General features: G+C 70.5%; 19 protein-coding genes. 11 read left to right on the forward strand and 8 right to left on the reverse strand.

The window, feature by feature from the left end; translation table 11 throughout:
• The first annotated feature begins 439 nt into the window (after positions 1-439).
• The 3 genes from ACGFX9_RS25385 (at position 440) to ACGFX9_RS25395 (ending at position 4,326) form a co-directional block, all read left to right on the forward strand.
• Complete coding sequence (locus tag ACGFX9_RS25385) at positions 440-3,391, forward strand: BTAD domain-containing putative transcriptional regulator (RefSeq protein WP_393476232.1); 2,952 nt, start codon at positions 440-442, stop codon at positions 3,389-3,391.
• A gap of 206 nt (positions 3,392-3,597) precedes the next feature.
• A complete protein-coding gene (locus ACGFX9_RS25390; RefSeq protein ID WP_393476235.1) occupies positions 3,598-3,765 on the forward strand; it encodes a hypothetical protein in 168 nt (55 codons plus the stop codon).
• Between the two features lie 180 nt (positions 3,766-3,945).
• Positions 3,946-4,326 (forward strand): hypothetical protein, encoded by a 381-nt coding sequence (locus ACGFX9_RS25395; protein ID WP_393476238.1) that lies wholly within the window; start codon positions 3,946-3,948, stop codon positions 4,324-4,326.
• Between the two features lie 80 nt (positions 4,327-4,406).
• On the opposite strand, the gene ACGFX9_RS25400 is transcribed toward ACGFX9_RS25395, so the two are convergent.
• Entirely contained in the window at positions 4,407-4,844 is a 438-nt protein-coding gene (locus tag ACGFX9_RS25400; RefSeq protein ID WP_393476240.1) for an ATP-binding protein, read from the reverse strand.
• 218 nt (positions 4,845-5,062) lie between these two features.
• Here ACGFX9_RS25400 and ACGFX9_RS25405 point away from each other — a divergent pair, with 218 nt between their 5' ends.
• Both ACGFX9_RS25405 and ACGFX9_RS25410 read left to right on the forward strand, forming a co-directional pair.
• Positions 5,063-5,914 carry a helix-turn-helix domain-containing protein gene (locus ACGFX9_RS25405; RefSeq protein ID WP_393476243.1) on the forward strand — a complete coding sequence of 284 codons (852 nt, stop codon included), beginning with the start codon at positions 5,063-5,065 and terminating at the stop codon, positions 5,912-5,914.
• A 10-nt stretch (positions 5,915-5,924) separates the two neighbouring features.
• Positions 5,925-6,128: a DUF397 domain-containing protein gene (locus ACGFX9_RS25410; protein WP_393476245.1), complete on the forward strand. Its 204-nt coding sequence runs from the start codon at positions 5,925-5,927 to the stop codon at positions 6,126-6,128.
• Positions 6,129-6,203: 75 nt separating this feature from the next.
• On the opposite strand, the gene ACGFX9_RS25415 is transcribed toward ACGFX9_RS25410, so the two are convergent.
• Positions 6,204-7,154, reverse strand: a complete 951-nt coding sequence (locus ACGFX9_RS25415; protein ID WP_393476248.1) for an endonuclease domain-containing protein — start codon at positions 7,152-7,154, stop codon at positions 6,204-6,206.
• A 180-nt stretch (positions 7,155-7,334) separates the two neighbouring features.
• Here ACGFX9_RS25415 and ACGFX9_RS25420 point away from each other — a divergent pair, with 180 nt between their 5' ends.
• A complete protein-coding gene (locus ACGFX9_RS25420; protein WP_393476251.1) occupies positions 7,335-7,955 on the forward strand; it encodes a DJ-1/PfpI family protein in 621 nt (206 codons plus the stop codon).
• Here the strand turns inward: ACGFX9_RS25420 and ACGFX9_RS25425 are convergent.
• Complete coding sequence (locus ACGFX9_RS25425) at positions 7,952-8,377, reverse strand: SRPBCC family protein (protein WP_393476254.1); 426 nt, start codon at positions 8,375-8,377, stop codon at positions 7,952-7,954. The genes ACGFX9_RS25420 and ACGFX9_RS25425 overlap by 4 nt on opposite strands.
• A gap of 70 nt (positions 8,378-8,447) precedes the next feature.
• Positions 8,448-9,431, reverse strand: coding sequence for an alpha/beta fold hydrolase (locus ACGFX9_RS25430; RefSeq protein ID WP_393476257.1), 984 nt, complete (start codon positions 9,429-9,431; stop codon positions 8,448-8,450).
• A gap of 190 nt (positions 9,432-9,621) precedes the next feature.
• Here ACGFX9_RS25430 and ACGFX9_RS25435 point away from each other — a divergent pair, with 190 nt between their 5' ends.
• Positions 9,622-9,999, forward strand: coding sequence for a VOC family protein (locus ACGFX9_RS25435; RefSeq protein ID WP_393476260.1), 378 nt, complete (start codon positions 9,622-9,624; stop codon positions 9,997-9,999).
• Here ACGFX9_RS25435 and ACGFX9_RS25440 read toward each other — a convergent pair whose 3' ends face one another.
• Entirely contained in the window at positions 10,000-11,604 is a 1,605-nt protein-coding gene (locus tag ACGFX9_RS25440) for a FadD3 family acyl-CoA ligase (protein WP_393476263.1), read from the reverse strand.
• A gap of 126 nt (positions 11,605-11,730) precedes the next feature.
• Between ACGFX9_RS25440 and ACGFX9_RS25445 the strand changes: the two genes are divergently transcribed.
• From ACGFX9_RS25445 to ACGFX9_RS25455, 3 genes are read left to right on the forward strand one after another with little or no spacing between them, the layout of a single operon-like run.
• A complete protein-coding gene (locus ACGFX9_RS25445; RefSeq protein WP_393476266.1) occupies positions 11,731-12,882 on the forward strand; it encodes a lipid-transfer protein in 1,152 nt (383 codons plus the stop codon).
• 57 nt (positions 12,883-12,939) lie between these two features.
• Positions 12,940-13,395 (forward strand): Zn-ribbon domain-containing OB-fold protein, encoded by a 456-nt coding sequence (locus tag ACGFX9_RS25450; RefSeq protein WP_393476269.1) that lies wholly within the window; start codon positions 12,940-12,942, stop codon positions 13,393-13,395.
• Positions 13,392-14,162 (forward strand): enoyl-CoA hydratase/isomerase family protein, encoded by a 771-nt coding sequence (locus tag ACGFX9_RS25455; RefSeq protein WP_393476272.1) that lies wholly within the window; start codon positions 13,392-13,394, stop codon positions 14,160-14,162. Before ACGFX9_RS25450 ends, ACGFX9_RS25455 begins: the two co-directional genes overlap by 4 nt.
• A 115-nt stretch (positions 14,163-14,277) precedes the next feature.
• On the opposite strand, the gene ACGFX9_RS25460 is transcribed toward ACGFX9_RS25455, so the two are convergent.
• Positions 14,278-16,641 (reverse strand): PQQ-binding-like beta-propeller repeat protein, encoded by a 2,364-nt coding sequence (locus ACGFX9_RS25460; RefSeq protein WP_393476275.1) that lies wholly within the window; start codon positions 16,639-16,641, stop codon positions 14,278-14,280.
• A gap of 327 nt (positions 16,642-16,968) precedes the next feature.
• Here ACGFX9_RS25460 and ACGFX9_RS25465 point away from each other — a divergent pair, with 327 nt between their 5' ends.
• The gene (locus ACGFX9_RS25465) at positions 16,969-17,616 is read left to right on the forward strand and encodes a TetR family transcriptional regulator (RefSeq protein WP_393476279.1); all 648 of its coding nucleotides are present in this window, start codon (positions 16,969-16,971) and stop codon (positions 17,614-17,616) included.
• A 149-nt stretch (positions 17,617-17,765) separates the two neighbouring features.
• Here ACGFX9_RS25465 and ACGFX9_RS25470 read toward each other — a convergent pair whose 3' ends face one another.
• Both ACGFX9_RS25470 and ACGFX9_RS25475 read right to left on the reverse strand, forming a co-directional pair.
• Positions 17,766-18,242: a nitroreductase family deazaflavin-dependent oxidoreductase gene (locus tag ACGFX9_RS25470; RefSeq protein WP_393476282.1), complete on the reverse strand. Its 477-nt coding sequence runs from the start codon at positions 18,240-18,242 to the stop codon at positions 17,766-17,768.
• Positions 18,242-19,501, reverse strand: a complete 1,260-nt coding sequence (locus ACGFX9_RS25475; protein ID WP_393476285.1) for an acyl-CoA dehydrogenase family protein — start codon at positions 19,499-19,501, stop codon at positions 18,242-18,244. Before ACGFX9_RS25475 ends, ACGFX9_RS25470 begins: the two co-directional genes overlap by 1 nt.
• Positions 19,502-19,515 lie beyond the last annotated feature (14 nt).

Consider the following 19,515-nt stretch of genomic DNA (forward strand, 5'->3'; position numbering starts at 1 on the left):
CGTGGTCTCCATGTCGTCCACGGTAGCGCCCATCTGACGACCCGTCAGCTCCTTGGCGGCCATCGGTACGCGGGCTGTCCCGGGCCATGTGCGCGTGGACCCGCCGAGTCGCAGGTGCGTGGACCCTGTGAGAGCCGTCTCGCACAGCTGACGCATCCGCCATGAACAAGGCAAACTGGCGGGGAGCAAGAACCGGGTAAAGAACGGAACCGGGTTACGAATGGAACCCGGTCACGAACGGAACCTGGTCACGAACGGTCCCGGGTAAGCAACGGAACCGAGTAACGAACGCAACCGAGTAAGAAACGGGACCCGGTAAGAAACGGTCCCGGGTAAAGAACGGAACCAGGTATAGGAACGGCAACCGCGGGAAGGGCAGCCCCGCGGCGCACGACCAGGCACGGTCACGGCCGGGCACGGCAGGGCAGCAGGGGGAGCGATGGACGTTGTACCGCGAGTACCGGACCAGCGGCGTCCGGCCCCGGGGAACGCCCCCGAGGAACCGAGACCGCACTTCAGCGTGCTCGGGCCCGTACGCGCGTGGCACGGCGCCGAGCAGCTCTCGATGGGCTCTCCGCAGCAGCGCGCCCTGCTCGCGGCGCTCCTGCTGCGGGACGGCCGCACGGCGACGGCCTCGGAACTGATCGACGCACTCTGGGGCGATGAACCGCCCTCGCAGGCGCTGGCGGCGGTCCGTACGTACGCCTCCCGGCTGCGCAAGGTGCTCCCCGCCGGGGTCCTGGTCAGCGAGGCGGGCGGGTACGCGATCGCGGTGGCCGACGGCGCCCTGGACCTCGCGCTCGCGGAGGACCTGTGGGCCGAGGCGGAGAAGGCCCGCGGGGTCGGCGAACTGTGCCAGGCGCGCTCGCTGGTCAACAAGGCGCTCGGCCTGTGGGACGGGGAGCCCCTCGCCAACGTCCCGGGACCGTACGCGGACACGCAGCGCACGCGCCTGGAGGAGTGGCGCCTCCAGCTGCTCGAATCGCGCCTGGACATGGACCTGGAGCAGGGCTGCCACGCGGAGGCGGTCTCGGAACTGACGGCCCTGACGGCGGCCCACCCCCTGCGCGAACGCCTGCGCGAGCTCCTGATGCTGGCGCTGTACCGCAGCGGACGCCAGGCGGAGGCCCTCGCGGTCTACGCGGACACGCGCCGCCTCCTCGACGACGAACTCGGCGTGGACCCGCGCCCGGGCCTGAAGGAACTCCAGCAGCGAATCCTCCAGGCGGACCCCACGCTGGCGGAGCCCCCGGCGCAGTCACCCGAGCCCGCGGCGAAGTCGGTCCGCCCGGCCCAACTCCCCGCCACCGTCCCGGACTTCACGGGCCGCAAATCATTCGTGGACGAGCTGAGCGACATCCTCTCCGCCGCCGAGGGCCGGGTCATGGCGGTCTCCGCCCTGGCGGGGATCGGCGGCGTGGGCAAGACGACGCTTGCCGTACACGTCGCGCACGACGCCCGCTCCCACTTCCCTGACGGCCAGCTGTACGTGGACCTCCAAGGCGCCGGATCAAGGGCGGCGGAACCGGAGACGGTCCTTGGCGCGTTCCTGCGCGCCCTGGGCACGGCGGACTCGGCGATCCCGGACTCGCTGGAGGAGAGAGCAGCGCTCTACCGCTCGGTACTCGACGGCCGCCGAGTCCTCGTCGTCCTGGACAATGCCCGCGACGCGGCCCAGGTGAGGCCGCTCCTTCCGGGCATGGAGGGCTGCGCGGCCCTGGTGACGAGCCGGGTACGGATGGTGGACCTGGCGGGCGCGCATCTGGTGGACCTGGACGTGATGTCCCCGGAAGAAGCACTCCTCCTCTTCACCCGCATCGTCGGCGATGAGCGGGTCCAGTCGGAGCGCAAGGCCGCGCTGGACGTGGTGGCGGCGTGCGGCTTCCTGCCCCTGGCGATCCGTATCGCGGCCTCGCGCCTGGCGGCCCGCCGTACGTGGACGGTCTCGACGCTGGCGGCGAAGCTGGCCGACGAGCGGCGCCGCCTCGACGAACTCCAGGCGGGCGACCTCGCGGTCAAGGCCACGTTCGAACTGGGCTACGGGCAACTGGAGCCGGCGCAGGCGAGGGCATTCCGCCTACTGGGCCTGGCAGACGGCCCCGACCTCTCCCTGGCAGCAGCCGCAGCGATCCTGGACCTCCCCCTCGAAGCCACGGAGGACCTCCTGGAGGCCCTGGTGGACACGTCCTTGGTGGAGTCGGCAGCTCCGGGCCGCTACCGCTACCACGACCTGGTCCGCCTCTACGCGCGTGCGTGCGCCGAGCGGGACGAGTCGCCGCCGAGTGAGCGGGGGGCGGCGATGTCGCGGTTGCTGGACTTCTACTTGGCTTCTGCGGCGCAGGTTTATGCCATTGAGCGGCCTGGGGATCGGACTGTGGATCACCTGGAGGTCACGGAGCACGCGGGCCAGGATTTCACCGACGACGGCAAGGCCCTGGACTGGCTGCACTCGGAGGCGGCTTGCATTTTGGCTTGTGTACAGCAGTCCCTGGGCGCGGAGACACTGCGCCGGGCGGTTGACCTGCTGCTGGCCTCGAAGGACTTGGCGGAGTCGGGGGCGAGTTCGTTGCGGTACGAACTGGCTACGTCAGCCGCGCGGGACGCGGCGAAGGCCGTGGAGGACGCACATGCGGAGGGGCGGGCTCGGGTCACGCTCACGCAAGTCCTCAGCAACGCCGGCCACTTCGACAGAGCAGCGGCAGAGGCCGAATACGCCGCTCAACTCGGCCGGGAGTCCGGAGACCCCTGGACGAGCGGAAACGCACCGAACGAGCGGGGCATCATCGCCATCTACCGGAGTCAGCACGCTGACGGCGAAATCTACCTCCAGCAAGCCATCACGGCCTTCCGCGCCGATGGCAACCAACCCGGCGAGGCCAGCGCCCTGTGCAACCTGTCCCGCATTCTTGTATCGATGGGCCGCACCTCTGGTGCCGTCGACCTCGCCCAGCAGGGAATCGACATCTACGACAAGCTGGGTCTCACGCTGCGACTGGCCAACGGGCGTTTCGCCCTGGGTATCGCGCTGACCAAGGCAGGCCGTCACTCAGAGGCTCTCGACCAGCTCTCGGATGCCCTGAACATTTTCACGGACAACAGGCAGCGACTGTGGCAAGGAACAACCCACTTCCGCATGGCCGAGGCACACCTCGCCGCCGGTAGGCCCGCCCAGGCCGCACAGCACGCGGAACAGGCCCTCGCGCTCCGCTGCATCGGCGGTGAATGGATGCGGGGCAACGTCCTGACCACCCTCGGCCGAGCACTGGACGCCATCGGTCAGGCCGACCGGGCCAAGGCATGCTGGGGGGAGGCGCTCGCCATCTACGAGCAGTCCGGAGCCACGGAAGCGGACGAAGTGCGCACGCTGCTCGACCCAGCGGTGGCGGCCTAGGTTCTGTATCAGGCGTTCATCGTTCGTTTATCGCCCTCCGGCACTCTCATGGTTGTCGAACCGTCGCGTCGGGGGGCAGGCGGCTTGGCGATGAGCCCCACCGTTAAGGTGTACGGCTCCAAGTAGCCCGTCCGGCGGCCCTCGGGGGAGTTGCCGGGCGGGCTTCGATCCCAGACCGTTCGCCACAACAACGGGAGTTCATCGCGATGAGCGAGACAAAGAAGACCAAGAAGACCGAAGACCCCACGACTCTGGACAGTCACGCCGGGTCCGAGGACAACGGCCAGACCACCACAGAGGACAGCCACGCGGGGTCCGAGCCTGCGGACTACACGACGCAGGACAGCCACGCGGGGTCCGAGCCCGCGAACTAGACCTTTCTGCACGGGGATCGGCCGCGGTGGCGCGGAGGGGGAGCCACCGCGGCCGACGCATGTCGGGCACCAGGTTCGGGCCAATCAGTGGCGGGAACCGTTCGACGCTCTCGAACAACTGACTCCCCTGGCACTAGCGTCACCTGCCGACCGCACATTCGCTCTCCCGCAGGAGTTGGAATGACTCGCGCCAAAAGGATCCTCGTAACCGTTGCCATCGCAGCCGCAGCTGCTGCCGGCGGCGCCTCCCCGGCCATGGCGGACAACCACGCCGGGGTCGTCACCCCGCTCGGCGACCACCACAGCCCGGCCCCGCCCGGCGACGGCCACACCCCGATCAGCCCGCTCGGCGAGGGCCACACGCCGATCAGCCCGCTCGGCGACCACCACAGCCCGGTCCCGCCCGGCGACGGCCACACCCCGATCAGCCCGCTCGGCGAGGGCCACACCCCGATCAGCCCGCTCGGCGAGGGCCACACCCCGATCAGCCCCCTGGGCGAGGGGCACACGCCGGTCAGCCCCCTGGGCGAGGGGCACACGCCGGTCAGCCCCCAGGGCTGAATCAGCAGCAACCGCCACCACCACGATGGGGCCGAAGCATCCAGCTCGGCCCCATCGTGCTGCCCGCCCCCGCCCCCGCCCTACGCGGCAGCCAACTCACACCACACAAACTTCCCGGCATCCCCCACCCCCGCCAGCGGATACCACCCCCACCCGTCAGAACACGTCCGCACCAGAGCCAGCCCCCTCCCCTCCTCCGCGTACGCGGAGACGACGTCCGGCGGCGGCTCCGGCGGCGTCGGGTCCGTGTCCCACACCCCGATCCGCAGCACCCGCCCCGCCCACCGCAGCCGCAGCGCGGCAGGACCCTTCGTATGCCGCAGGGCATTGCTGACCAGCTCGGTGGCCACCAGCTCGGCCGCCTCCGCGATGTGCGGCAGGCCGTGTGCGGCGAGGATGAGGCGGAGGGTTCGGCGGCCGATCGTGACGGCGCGTAGGTCGTGCGGGATGTAGAGGGTGTACTCCCATGGTTCATCCGGCTCGGCGCAGGTCGCTTGGGCAGAGTTCGCTTCTGGCATGGCGGTACTCCCATGGGGGCGGGTGGAGTTGAGGAGTGCGGCGCAATTCGGGCGGTGGCAATGCCGCGGCCGTCTAGGCGTGACGGGGCGGTGCGCTTCCGAGTCCCGGCATTTCGCTGCGTGTGCGTTGCATTACTGACAGTAGGGGTTCAGTTGAACCCCGTCAATCGCAACTGCGATACTCGGGGCTCCTCCAACTCCCCGAAGGAGAACCGCACATGCCGGCGAGAAGCGTCATCACGGCACGCCAGGAACGGCTCGGCGCCGAGCTGCGCAAGCTGCGTGAACGGGCGGGCCTGACGGGCCGGGAGGCGGCCCGGGCCGCCGGTATCGCCGAGACCAAGGTGTCCGCGACAGAGGCGGCCCGCGTCGGGGTGAGCGAGGAGCGAGTCCGCCACCTGGCCAGCCAGTACGCCTGCGACGACAGCGCGCTGATCGACGCCCTGTCCGTCATGGCAGCCGAGCGGACACGAGGCTGGTGGGAGGAGTACCGGGAGTCGGTGCCGTCGGGCTACCTGGACCTGGCCGAACTCGAGCACCACGCGGCCGACCTGTGGACCTTCCAGAACGTCCACATCCCCGCTCTCCTCCAGACCGAGGATCAAGTGCGGGCGATCTTCGCCTCCACGGTCCCAAGGCTCTCCCAGGAGGAACTCGAAGTACGCGTACGTTTCCGCCTGCGCCGCCAGAAGATCCTCGACGGCGACCGGGCTTTCCGCTACGACGCAGTGGTCCACGAAGCAGCGCTGCGAATTCGGGCCGCCGACAGCAAGGTCGCCCGGGCCCAGTTGCAGCACCTCTTGGAGCAGACGGAACACCCCCAAGTAACCGTCCGTGTCGTCCCGTTCGACGTGGACAACTTCGCCGGAATCGCCGACACACTGCTGTACGCCCGGGGCCCCGTACCGCAACTGGACACCGTACTGATGGATACCCCGCACGGTGGCGCCTTCCTGGACGCGGAAGCGCAGCTCAGCCGCTACCGCGAGGTTCTGCGCAAGGTGGAGGGGGCGGCGTTGGGAGTCATAGAGTCGAGGGATCTCATCCACCGCGTCATGCAGAGCATGTGAAGGGCCCCGAATGACACAGCAGAGCGCATGGCAGAAGTCCTCGTACTCCGGCGGCGGTGACTCGTCCGACTGCGTCGAGCTCCGCGCACAGAACGGCACCGTCAAGCTCCGGGAGAGCGACGCCCCGTCCACGGAACTCGCCCTCACGCCCGAACGCCTCGCCCACCTCATACGCGGCGTAAAGAGCGGAACCTTCAACTCCGTGGCCCAGTAGGGAACCCGAGTGAGTTGCAAGAAAATTCCACATTCCCGTGCTCAGGCCCGGCCTTGAGTGGAACTTTTCTGCAACTCACCCCGCCCCCGCCCCCGTCACCGCCGCCCGCACCCTCCCCACGAATGCCTCCGGCGCCCGGAAGACCTCCTCCGCGCCGAAGCGCAGCACCAATCGGACCTCGGGGCACGACGCGAGGTCGTTGTACCGGGCCAGGTCTCGGCGGTGGGCCTCGCGGGAGCCGTGGTAGGCGTAGCCCTCGATCTCGACCACCACGCCCGCCTCCCGGAAGAAGAAGTCCGGGTGCAGAATTCGGCCGGACGGGGTCAACAGCTCCGCCTGGGACTCCGGGCGCAGCCCCGCGTCATGTATCCGGAGTCGCGCGATCGTCTCCGCCGGTGAGCCCGCCCTCGCGTCGGCCAGGGTCAGCCACTGACGCGCCCTCGCCGTCCCCGCCGGGAGTGGGGAATCCAAGGCCACGGCCACCTCACCGACGCCGCCGATCAACGGACCCCGCCGGTAACGGCCTCCGTAGCGGCGGCTGCTCAGCGCCGAGTCGAGCGCCACAAGCGCGTCGTCCCGGGGGCCGTCGCGCAGCAGATCCGCCAACGTACGCACGACCGCCGTCACCCGCAGCTCCCCCACCACGGTGATCTCGGCGGGCGGCAGGGGAAGCCAGTGAACGCGGGCGCCCGTTTTGCGGCGGGCCCCCTGCGGGGCGGTGAACTCCAGCTCTTCCCGCAGCACTTCGATGCGCCAGAGCACCGCCGCCGACCGGTGGCTCGCCACCAGATCCGGCATCGTCAACTGCCCGGCCCACAGACGCACCGCCAGATCGACTTTGCGCCCGGGCTCCGCCCAACCCCCGCCCGGGATGCGCGTCCACCCCTCGGCGGCCAGCCTCCTGGACAGCGTGCCCGCCGGCCAACCCGCTTCCCTGGCCCAGCGCGTGAGCAACACCCCCTCCACGGCCAACTCCCGTAGACCGACCCAGCGCCCCGCCTCCCGCGACCCCCTCGAACCCCCCATCACCCAAGGCTGCCGTACATCGGTGCTGCGCGGATCAGCCTGTGGATAACTGGGGCCGACCAAGCCGACCAACCAGCCATGGCAGTAAAGGTGGGCCACTCGTCATTGCTGACGTCGGTGGGTGTCGGAAGAATCGGCGCCAGGCCGCATCGCCACCCCCTCCCGAAGGGTCACATCCCCATGCAGATAGCCATCCTTCTCTACGACGGGTTCACCGTCCTCGACGCGGTAGGCCCCTTCCAGACCCTCGCCCACCTGCCCGGCGCCGAAGTCGTCTTCGTCGCCGAGGAGGCGGGGCCCGTCCTCGACGACACCCGCTCCCTCTCCCTCGTCGCCACGAAGTCCCTCGCCGAGGTCAGCAGCCCGGACATCGTCGTCGTACCGGGCGGCCCTGAGCCCGATCTGAAGAACGAGGCCCTGCTCGGCTGGCTCCGTGCCGTCGACGCGACCACCACCTGGACGACCTCCGTCTGCACGGGCTCGCTCCTCCTCGCGGCCGCTGGGCTGCTCAAGGGCCGCCGTGCCACGTCCCATTGGCTGGCGCTTGAGCAGATCAAGAAATTCGGGGTCGACTCGACGGGGCAGCGCGTCGTCTTCGACGGGAAGTACGTCACCGGCGCGGGCGTCTCCGCCGGGATCGACATGGGCCTCACCCTCGCCGGGAAGATCGCGGGCGACGCGCACGCGCAGACCGTACAGCTGCTCATCGAGTACGACCCCCAGCCTCCGTACGACGCGGGCTCCCCGCAGAAGGCCCCGGCGGAACTGGTGGAGAAGTTCCGGGCGCAGACCGTGGCCTAGTCGGCGGCGGACTCCGTCAGCTCCTTGAGCCGGGCCAGGTCGGCGGTGACCGCGTCGGCGTCACGCCGCAAGTCGGCGTCGCTCATCCCCGGCCGCCGGCGAAGGGTGAACACCACCTCACATGTCACCCCGTCGGCGATCACACGGACCGGGTTGTAGACCGTCTCCCCCGAGGGCAACGTGACGTCGTGGTCGAGTACGCCCAGCTCGTTGAGGGGCGCGAAGGCGACCACTACGCGCCCCAGGGCGGAGGACTGCGCGATCCACTGGCCCCCGACCTTCCGGATGGAACCGCCCAGCCCATGGGCCCATGCGGGCAGGTTCGCCGGATCGGACGCGTAGGTGTAGACCTCAGCGGCGGGGCGGTCGATGGCGATGCCCAGGTGGAGGGATGCCTTGTCGTTGCCGTCGTTGCTGTTCATGGCGGCGACGGTAGTGGGCCACCGGCCCCGTCTTCTTGCACGAATCGGACGCGCCCCCACCCACTCACCCTCATTCCAATGCCTTCAGCCACCCCACCAGGATCCGATTGACCTCGTACGCCCGTTCCTGCTGAACCCAGTGCCCGCACCCCTCAAGAATGTGCGAGGAGACCAGCCCGGGCAGCGTCTCCGGGAATGCCTTGATCGCGTCGGCCATCCACGTCGTCGACGCGTCCTGCTCGCCGCCGATGAAGAGCGAGGGCTGGACGATCGGGGCACCGTCCCACGCGGCGAGGTCCTCCCAGTCGCGGTCGACGTTGCGGTAGCGGTTGAGCCCGCCGGTCAGACCCGTACGCTCGAACTCGCCCGCGTACACGTCGAGATCGTCCTCGGTCAGCCAGGACGGGAGCACCCCGGAGCCCGGGAAGCGGTCCGACATCCGCCCTCCCCTGGCCACGAAGTGCAAGCCGGAGGCCGGTGCGGTGTCCGCCGCCGGCATCGTGTCCGCCGAGAGCCCCGCGTAGAAGCCCCGCAGCCACCCCCGCACATCCGTCTCGATCTCCGCCTCCGCCCTCCCCGGCTCCTGGAAGTACGAGACGTAGAACTCCTCGTCCTCGCTCCCGATCAGCGCGAACGCGTCCGAGGGACGGAACCCGTTCCGAGGCGCGTACGGCACGCTCAGCAGCCCCACCGCCGTGAACACGTCCGGCCTGAGCAGCGCCGAGTTCGCCGCGATGGCCGAGCCCCAGTCATGACCCACGACCGTCGCGGTCTTCTCGCCGAGCGCGTGGACGACCCCCACGTTGTCGGCGACATGGGCAAGCATCCGGTACGCCTCGACCTCGCGCGGCTTGGACGAGCGCCCGTATCCGCGCACGTCGACCGCCACCGCGCGAAAGCCCGCTTCGGCGAGGACCGGAAGCTGGTGACGCCAGGAGTACCAGGACTCGGGGAAGCCGTGGACGAGGAGGACGAGAGGGCCCGTGCCCTGCTCCACCAGATGGATCCGCCGACCGGAGACATCCACCAATCGGTGCTGTGCGGGGTGTGGCATGTTTCCTCCCGGATCAGGGACAACATCAATGGATACGCAGGGAATGAGTACCTACGTCATGATCCTGGCCTCCCGCCCCCACCGCCCGCGAGCAACTTTGCCGAGTCGGCAAAAAGCCCGGTCGGCGAGGCCGCCGAGCAAGTGGAAACTCGTTGGACAGCTGCGGCGCCCCTCGCCGATAGTGCGGCGCATGTCCTCTCTCGTGCGCCACCTCACGTTCGACTGTTCCGACGCCTACCGCCAGGGCACCTTCTGGGCCGAGGTACTCGGCGGGAAACTCGCCGACGACGACTCTCCCGGTGACCCGGAAGCCCTCGTCGAGGCCGACGGCATCACCATCCTCTTCGTCACCGTGCCCGACGCCAAGACCGTCAAGAACCGCCTCCACGTCGATCTCCAGCCGCAGGACCGCACCCGCGACGAGGAAGTCGAGCGGCTCCTCGGACTTGGCGCCGAGGTCGTGGGCGACCACCGGGTGCCCGACGGGCGCGGCTGGGTCACCCTCAGCGATCTCGAAGGCAATGAGTTCTGCGTCGAGCGCAGCCTCGCCGAGCGGCAGGAGTCGTAACTAGGCGCCCGCGCCCCGCAGTTCGCGTTTCAGTACCTTTCCGCTCGCGTTCCTCGGCAGCTCCGTCACGAACTCGATCGCCCTCGGCACCTTGTAGTTCGCCATTTCGCGGCGTGACCACGCGATCAGGTCGTCCGCCGTGAGTACGGCTCCCGGCCTCCGCACCACATATGCCTTGCCCACCTCGCCGAGCCTCGAGTCGGGGACGCCGATCACCGCCACGTCCGCCACCTGGGGGTGGATGCCGATGAGTTGCTCTATCTCCGCGGGGTAGGCGTTGAAGCCGCCGACGATGAACATGTCCTTGATGCGGTCCGTGATGCGGAGGTTGCCCGCCTCGTCGAGGACCCCTACGTCGCCCGTCCGCAGCCAGCCGTCCGGTGTGAGTGTCTTCTTCGTCTCCGCCGGGTCCTCGAAGTAGCCCTGCATGACGTTGTGTCCGCGTACGAGGATCTCGCCCGCGTGGCCGGGCGAGAGCGTGTCGCCGCCGGGGCTCACCACCCGTACCTCCGTGTCCGGGATGGCCCGGCCCGAGGTGGCCGCGATGACGCGCGCGGGGTCTCCCTGGCGGCACATCGTGACGATGCCGCTCGCCTCCGAAAGGCCGTACGCCGTAAGGACGGTGGCGATGTGCAGTTCGGTGCGCAGGCGCTCGACCAGCCGCAGCGGGACCACCGCCGCGCCCGTCACCACCAGGCGCAGGGCCGACAGGTCGTGCTGGTCGCGGGCGGGGTGGTCAAGGAGGGACTGGTGCAGGGTGGGTGGGCCCGGGAGGACGGAGATCCGTTCCGCCGCCACGTTCGCCAGGACCGTGTCCACGTTGAAGACCGGCTGCGGGATCATCGTCGCGCCGCGCATCAGGCAGGCGATGATCCCCGCCTTGTAGCCGAAGGTGTGGAAGAAGGGGTTCACGATCAGGTAGCGGTCGCCTTCGCGCAGGCCCGCCAGCTCGCTCCAGACGCCGTAACAGCGCAGGGTCTGGGCGTGGGTGATGACCGCACCCTTGGGGCGGCCGGTCGTGCCCGAGGTGTAGATGATGTCCGAGGGCGCCGCGCTCTCGACGCCCTCCGCGCGCGCCCGTACGTCGTCGCCGCTCACCCTGTCACCGCCGGCCACGAACTCCTTCCAGGTACGGAAGTCCTCCGGGGCGTCGTCGGACAGGACCACCACCTGCTCCAGATGCGGGAGGCCGGGGAGGGGGCCGTCGCCGCTTCCGTCGGCCGCCGCGCGCCGCAGCGAAGCCACGTACGACGTGCCGAGGAAGGTGCCCGTCACGAAGAGCAGCTTCGCGCGGCTGCGGTCCAGGACGTAGGCGGCTTCGGCGCCCTTGAAGCGGGTGTTGAGGGGGACCAGGACCGCGCCCGCCGACACCGCGCCCAGCGCCGAGACGATCCAGTCCAGTGTGTTAGGGGCCCAGACGGCCACGCGGTCACCGGAGTTGACTCCGTGGGCCATACACGCGGCGGCGGCTCGTTCCACGCGCCGGCCGAGCTCGGCGTACGTGACGCGGGTGCGGCCCTCGACGACCGCCTCCCGGTCTCCGTACCGCTCGGCTGCCGCCCGGACCAGTCCCGGGATGCTGCCCCACTCCAGGTCGCCGCGCATCGCAAGCCCCTCCGCCGCAGTAGCTGACTATCCGTCAGATTAGCTGTAACCTGACGCGCTGTCAGCAGTCGGGACGACGTATGGCGAAGCCCCGGGGCCTCGCCGGACGCGGAGGTGTCGTTGCCCATGGCTTCACTCAAAGACGCTACAGCGATAGTCGGGATCGGGCAGACCGCGTTCGCGAAACAACTGCCCGACGACGAGAAGACCTTGGCCTGCCGGGCCATCATCGCCGCGCTCGACGACGCGGGCATCGCGCCGTCAGAGGTCGACGCGTTCGCCTCGTACACGATGGAGGAGACGGACGAGGTCGAGGTCGCCAAGGCGATCGGCGCGGGGGACGTGACGTTCTTCAGCAAGGTGGGCTACGGCGGCGGCGGCTCCTGCGCGACCATCGCGCACCTCGCGTCCGCCATCGCCACCGGCCAGGCGAGCGTCGGCATCGCCTGGCGCTCCCGCAAGCGCGGCAGCGGCCCGCGCCCCTGGAAGAACACCGCGGTCCAACTCCCCACACCCGCACAGTGGACGCGCCCCTTCGGGCTGCTTCGCCCGGCGGACGAGATCGGGATGCTGACGCGCCGCTACATGCACGAGTACGGGGCGACCCGCGACCACCTCTTCAACGTCGCGCTCGCGTGCAGGAACCGGGCGAACCAGAACCCGGCCGCGATGATGTACGAGCGCCCGCTGACCCGCGAGATGTACATGTCCTCGCGGTGGATCAGCGAGCCACTGTGCCTGTTCGACAACTGCCTTGAGACAGACGGCGCGTTGGCGTGCGTCATCGTCTCCGCCGAGCGGGCGCGTGACTGCCGGCAGAAGCCCGTGTACGTCCACTCCGTCGCCCAGGGTCTGCCCGCGCAGCACCACGGAATGGTCAACTACTGGAACGACGACCCGCTGACCGGCCCGGCCTGGACGGCGGCCCGACACCTCTGGAAACAGGCGGACTTCGCACCGCAGGACGTGGACGTGGCCCAGATCTACGACGCGTTCACCCCACTGATCCCGCTGTCCCTGGAAGGGTACGGCTTCTGCGGGCGAGGCGAGGGCGGGGCGTTCACGGAGGGCGGCGCGCTGGAGAGCGGGGGGCGGCTGCCGATCAACACCGGGGGCGGCGGCCTGAGCGAGGCGTACGTACACGGCTTCAACCTGATCAACGAGGGCGTGAAGCAGCTGCGGGGCGTGAGCACGGCGCAGGTGCCGGATGCCTCTACCTGCCTGGTGACCGCGGGCGAGGGCGTACCGACGTCGGCGGTACTGCTGCGGGCCCCGTAGGGGCGCGGGGAACTGCGCGAGCAACCACGACGGCCCGCACCCGAAAGAGGCGAGAACATGGCAGACGCGACAACCGAGCCCCTACTGTCCCCCACCATCGACACGGACGGCGCTCCCTTCTGGGCCTACGCAGCCCAGGGCGAACTAAGGATCCAGGCCTGCGCCAACCCCGCCTGCGGCGAGCTCCGGTTCCCGCCAAGGCCCTGCTGCCCCCACTGCCAGTCTTTCGAGGCGGAGTGGCAACGCATGAGTGGCCGCGGCCGCATCTGGTCCTACGTAAGACCACACCCACCCCTGCTCCCCGCGTACGCGGCAAACGCCCCGTACAACGCGATCATCGTCGAGCTGGCCGAAGCCCCCCGCATCCGTCTCGTCGGGAACCTCGTCACCTCCCCGGACGCCCCGCTGAACTCCGTCGAGCCCGACCGCCTCCGCATCGGCGCGAAGGTCCAGGTCACGTTCACCGACGTCGACGGGATCGCGATGCCCCGCTGGCTCCTGGAGCGGCCATGAGTGTGCGTACGGAGATCGACAAGGACACGGGCGTCGCGGTCGTCACACTCGACCGCCCGACCCGTCACAACGCCGTCGACATCGATGCCGCCGAGCAACTCATCGCCACCTGGCGGGAGTTCCGGTTCGACGACACCGTACGGGCGATCGTCCTCACCGGTGCCGGGGAGAAGGCCTTCTGCACCGGGATCGACCGCGATACCAGCGTCCCGCAGCCCGGCTCCCCCTACTCGATGGACGATCCGCTCCTCTCCGTCGGCCCCAAGTCCAACGACCTCTGGAAGCCGGTCGTCGCCGCCGTCAACGGCATGGCGTGCGGCGGCGCCTTCTATCTCCTGGGTGAGGCGGAGTTCGTCGTCGCCGCCGAGCACGCCACGTTCTTCGATCCGCACACCACGTACGGCATGGTCAGCGCGTACGAGGCGATCCTCATGGCGCAGCGCATGCCGTTCGGTGAGGTGGCCCGGATGGCGTTGATGGGTACGGCCGAGCGGATCTCCGCGCGGCGGGCGTACGAGATGGGCCTCGTGTCGGAACTCGCCGCGCCCGACGCTCTGCGGGCAGCGGCGACCCGGGCGGCGGAGGTCATCGCCTCCTACCCCACCGAGGCCGTCCAGGGCACGGTGCGGGCGCTCTGGTCGGCGAAGGAGGCGGCCCGCAGCCAGGCCCTCGCGCAGGCGCCGCACCTCATCGCGCTCGGCAATCTGCCGCCGGAGCGGCAGGCGGGTCTTTTCGCGGGGCGCCGCTCGGACTTCCGGACCAGGTAGCAAAGGGCCGTCCGCCGCTGGCCCGTCCGCCGCCTGGAAAGGATCACGCACTCGGCGTAGCGTCAGGAATGGACGGCCGCCGTCCGGATCCCCTTCCAAGCTGGTGCGACGGCCGTCACGACCGTGCGGTGCCCGTCCCCCGCTCCGCGTCCAGCGCGTACACGCACCGGTCCTTGCTGCACGCGTACACCACGCCGTCCCGCACCACCGGCGCCCCGGTGATCTCGCCGCCCGTGGCCAGCTTCCAGCGCAGGCGGCCGTCGTCCGCCTTCAGGGTGTACAGCAGGTGGTCCGTCGAGCCGAAGTGGATGCGGCGGTCGGCTACGACAGGCGTGCCGACGACCTCGCCGCCCGCCTGGAAGCGCCACTTCGGCGTCCCCGTCACCGCGTCCAGCGTGTAGAGCCCCTTGCCGCTGCCTACGTGGACGTGGCCGTCGGCGACCAGCACGGGCTCGATCGACGCCCGGGACTCCGTGGCGATGCGCCAGCGATCACGGCCGTCCGCCGCGTCGAGGGCGTACACCGTGCCCAGGTAGTCCGCCAGGTACACGCCACCGCCGGTGACGGCAGGTCCCGGTGCGAACGCGGGCGGGCACAGGAAGGCCGCGGGCGCCTCGAAGTGCCACCTCACGTGACCGGCCGCCACGTCGATCGCGAGGACCCGGGTCCCCGCGGACACGTACACGTAGCCATCCGGAGCCGGGGCGATCCGCACCGGCACGCCTCCGCAGGAGGCCGCGTCGCCGATGGGGTAGGACCAGCGCTCGTCGCCCGTACGGGCTTCCAGGGCGCGCAGCCTGGCGTCCTTCCAGACGTAAACCGTGCCGTCGCGGACGACGGGCCCGGCCTCCGGGGTCTCGAAGTCGGTCTGGGCCCCGGTGATCTCCCAGAGCTTCTCGCCGTTCGCGGCCTCCCAGGCCTGTACGCCGCCGCCGCGCGTCCCGGAGACGACGGTCCCGCGGTCGGCCTGGAGGGAGTACACCCAGGCATCCGTCGACAGGCGCCACAGGTCCGTGCCGTCGGCGCCGTCCAGGGCGTACAGCGTGGGGCCGTCGGAGGCGTGGATACGGCCGTCGGCGACCGCCATGGACCAGGCGACGTCCCGCGTCTTGAAGCTGCGGCGGCCCGTACCGACGTCCAGGGCGTGGACCTCGAAGGACGTGACGTACACAAGATTCCCCGCCACGGCCGGCGTACCCCACACGTCGTTCGACATCCGGAAGCGCCACGGCCGCCAGGCCGACCCCGCGTCCGGCGCCACGGTGGGCGCGGGCACCACGGGGTCTGCGCCGTTCACCGCGGCCTTGGACCGCGACCACGAGGCGGCGAGCCCCGAGTCGGCGGGCACCGCGCTCACGGCGGCGGCCCGGGCGTCCGCGACCCGGGGGCCAGGGCCGATCGGCACCTTCGCCCCGGCCAGATGCACAGGACCGGCGTCCGGCACGCCCCCGAACGGCGGCGGCTGCGTCGGCGGCGCGGGCGGCGCGTGCCGTGGAGGGGCCAGGGGCGCGACGGCGGGGGCGCCGCCCCGTCCCCCGCTCCTGCCCGAGGAGGCGAGCGCGGCGCGCGCGGGCGGCCGACCGCCCCTGCGCGCCTCGATGAGCGCGACGGCGCGCTCCGGCAGCCACGCGGACGCCGTACCGCTGTCGCCGTCGTCGCTCTCCGAGGCGAAGAGGTGCGGGGCGAGCTGGGCCTGGAGGTCGTTGGGGCTCGGCCGCAGCGCCGCCTCCATCTGCATGCAGGTCTCGATGAGCGGACGGAGCTCGTCCGGGAGTCCCTCCAGGTCAGGGCCTTCGCGCAGGAGCATGAAGACGGTCTCCACGGGGTTCGCCCCGTGGAAGGGCGCGTGCCCGGTGGCGGCGAAGACGAGCATCGAGCCGAGCGAGAAGACATCGCTCGCGCCGGTGACGCTGCGCGAGTCCTTCGCCTGCTCGGGCGACATGTACGCGGGCGTGCCCACGGCGACGTTCGTCATGGTCAGCCGGGTGTTGGAGACGCCGGACGCGATGCCGAAGTCGATCACACGCGGGCCGTCCTCCACGACGAGGACGTTCGACGGCTTGAGGTCACGGTGGACGAGGCCGGCGCCGTGGATGGACTCCAGGGCCTCGGCGACGCCCGCTGCCAGCCAGCGCACGGCCTGGGTGGGCAGCGGCCCGTGTTCGTTCACTATTTCTTCGAGCGAGGGGGCGGGCACGTACGCGGTGGCCAGCCACGGCACCGCCGCACGCGGGTCGGCGTCCACCACGGCGGCCGTGTAGAAACCGGACACCGCCCGGGCCGCCTCGACCTCGCGCGTGAAGCGGACACGGAACAGCTGGTCCTCGGCGAGCTCGGTCCTGACCGTCTTGATCGCCACGCGCCGGCCTGACGCGGAGCGCGCGAGGTAGACAAGGCCCATGCCACCGGCTCCGAGCCGGCCGAGCACCTCGAACGGGCCGATCCGCCTCGGATCGTGCTGCGTCAGCTGATCCACCACTTGCCCTGCCACCTCCCCGTACGCGGGCGCCGTATCGAGCGACCCCGTGCAGCGTCTCACCACCGAGCCGCTACGGCGGCACGCACCCTGATTCTTCCTGTCCGGGGCGGTGGTGGCGAACCCGGGGCGGGATCGGGGTGTTGTGGGACAAAAAAGACGCAAGAAGACCGCAAGAGGGATCAGATGTGTGAGCGAAACTTGATTCGAACGTCTGAACCATTCGACTGGGGCGCCGGACCGGCGCGCGGGATCGAGACGAATACGGCCCTCAACCCCATTTGCACTCGGCCGAATCGCGCTCCGATCACCCCTCGGTAAGCTGACGGCATGACAGGACAGGTACGTACCGTCGACGGCCGCGTGGCCGGTCGGCGCGGTCAGGCGACGCGTCAGAAGCTGCTCGACTGCCTCAGCGAGATGCTCAGCTCCTCGCCCTACCGGGACGTCAAAGTCATCGACGTCGCCCGGAAGGCTGGGACTTCACCCGCGACCTTCTATCAGTACTTCCCCGACGTCGAGGGCGCCGTCCTCGAAATCGCCGAGCAAATGGCGGCGGAGGGCGCGGAGTTGACCCAGCTCCTCGACGGCCGCTCCTGGGTCGGCAAGGCGGGATGGCAGACCGCACAGGAGCTGGTCGAAGGCTTCCTCGACTTCTGGCGCAAGAACGACGCGATCCTCAGGGTCGTCGATCTTGGCGCCGCCGAGGGCGACAAACGCTTCTACAAGATCCGCATGAAGATCCTGAACTCGGTCAACAACTCCCTTACGGACACCGTCAAGGAACTCCAGGCCAAGGGCAAGGTCGACAAGGACGTCAGCCCTACGGCGATGGCGGGCTCCCTGGTGGCGATGCTCGCCGCGGTCGCCTCGCACCAGCGCGGCTTCCAGACCTGGGGCGTCAAGCAGGCCGAACTCAAGCCGAACCTGGCGCTGTTGGTATATCTGGGAGTAACGGGAAAGAAGCCGATGAAGTAGGACATCCATAGGGCAGCCGTTGGGCAGTCTGTACGTCCCTTCTGGCGCTCCCTCTTCCTCTCCCTCTCCTCAAGTCCTGTCACCACGGCGGCGGATCACGGTATACCTGTGATCCGCCGCTGTGTTCCCCGGACGGCCAGTCCGTACGGCTAGTCCGTGCGCCGCTCCAGGCGGAACAGGCGGATCTCCCGCTCCACACGGGCCTGGTACGCCGCGTACGGCGGCCAGAACCCCAGCGTCGCCTCCCACACCGCCGCCCGCTCCTCCCCCGTCAACAGCCGTGCCCTGACCGGGATGTCCGCGCCCAGCCAGTTGACCTCGGCGTCCGGGTGGGCCAGCAGGTTGCCGGTCCAGGCGGGGTGTCCCGGGCGCCCGAAGTTGGAGCCGATCAGGATCCAACTCCCGGTTTCCTCGGGCATGCAGGCCAGGGGCGTACGCCGCGGAAGACCGCTCTTCGCGCCCCGCGCCGTCAGGATCACCCCCGGCAGCATCTTCGCGCTGAGCAGCACCTTGCCACGCGTGAGGCGGTGCACCGTGCGGTCCATCGCGGGGATGAAGTGCGGCGCGATCTTCGCGAAGGTCCGGGTGGACGACATCTTCTGCATGAGCTTGACGCCGGGCGCCATCAGACGGCCACCGTCGGCTGAGCGGGGTCCGGCGCGGGGTGCGGTGCGGGGTGCGCCTCCGGCTCCGGCGATGGCGGGGCGAACAGCTCGGCCCGTTCCGCCGCGCGGCCCCGCAGCCGGTGCACGGGGCCGAAGAGCAGCTCGTCGCTCGACGCCCGCTTGAAGTACAGATGCGCCTCGTGCTCCCACGTGAAGCCGATGCCGCCGTGCAGCTGCACGGCCTCCGATGCGGCCGTCCGCAGCGCGTCGAGGGCCTGCGCGAGCGCGAGTCCCCCGGCAGGACCGGAACCGGCTCCGGCGGCCCACGCCGCGTAGTACGCCGCCGAGCGTGCGGCCTGCACCTGCACATACACATCCGCGAGCCGGTGCTTGACGGCCTGGAAGGAGCCGATCGCGCGCCCGAACTGTTCACGCTGCTTGACGTACTCGACGGTCCGCTCAAGGGCCCGGTCCGCGGCGCCCACGGCCTCTGCGGCGAGCATGGTGGCGGCGGCGTCGCCCACGGCGGCGAGCGCGCGAGGCACCTGGGCGTCATCGGCGTCGTCGCTCTCCGCGCCGAGCAACTCGGCCCCCACGTCCCGCAGTTCGACGCGCGCCTGCGGCCGGGTCTCGTCGAGGGAGGTCTGCCGGGTCCGTACGAGACCGGGGGCGCCCTCGCGCACGAGGTAGAGGAGCGTACGGGAGCGGGCGAAGCCGCCCGTGTGCGCGGCCACGATCAGCAGCCCCGCGCTGTGCCCGTCGAGGACCTGCTCGGCCTGGCCGTAGAGCCGCCAGGCCCCGTCCGACAGCTTGGCCTGTACGCCGCCCGCGCGACCGCCGCCCGCCCAGTCGCCGAGGTTGTCGCCGACGAGGCCGAGCGCGGTGGCGAGCCCGGTGCCGGGTACGGCGAGCGCGGCGGTGAGGCCCCCCGCGGCGATCCGGGGCAACAGCTCGGCCCGCTGCCGCTCGGTGCCGAGGAGGTGGAGGAGGGGGGCGGCGAGGGCGGCGGTGGCGAAGAGGGGCGAGGGGGCGAGGGCACGGCCCAGCTCCTCGCTGCTGAGCGCGAGCTCGGCCGGGCCGCACCCGACGCCTCCGTACGTCTCGGGGAGGGCGAGGCCGGGCAGGCCGAGCTGTTCGGCGAGGGCGGTCCAGAGGGCGGGGTCGTATCCGGCGGGGGTGCGGACCGCGGCCTTCACCTCGTCCGGGCCGCAGCGTTTGGTGACGAGCTCACGAAGGGTGCGGCGGATTTCTTCCTGCTCCGCGGTGAAGGCGGCGTCCATCGGCGGGCTCCTCC

Origin of the sequence: Streptomyces sp. NPDC048436 (genome assembly GCF_043200355.1) — a bacterium.
Taxonomy (GTDB): Bacteria; Actinomycetota; Actinomycetes; order Streptomycetales; family Streptomycetaceae; genus Streptomyces.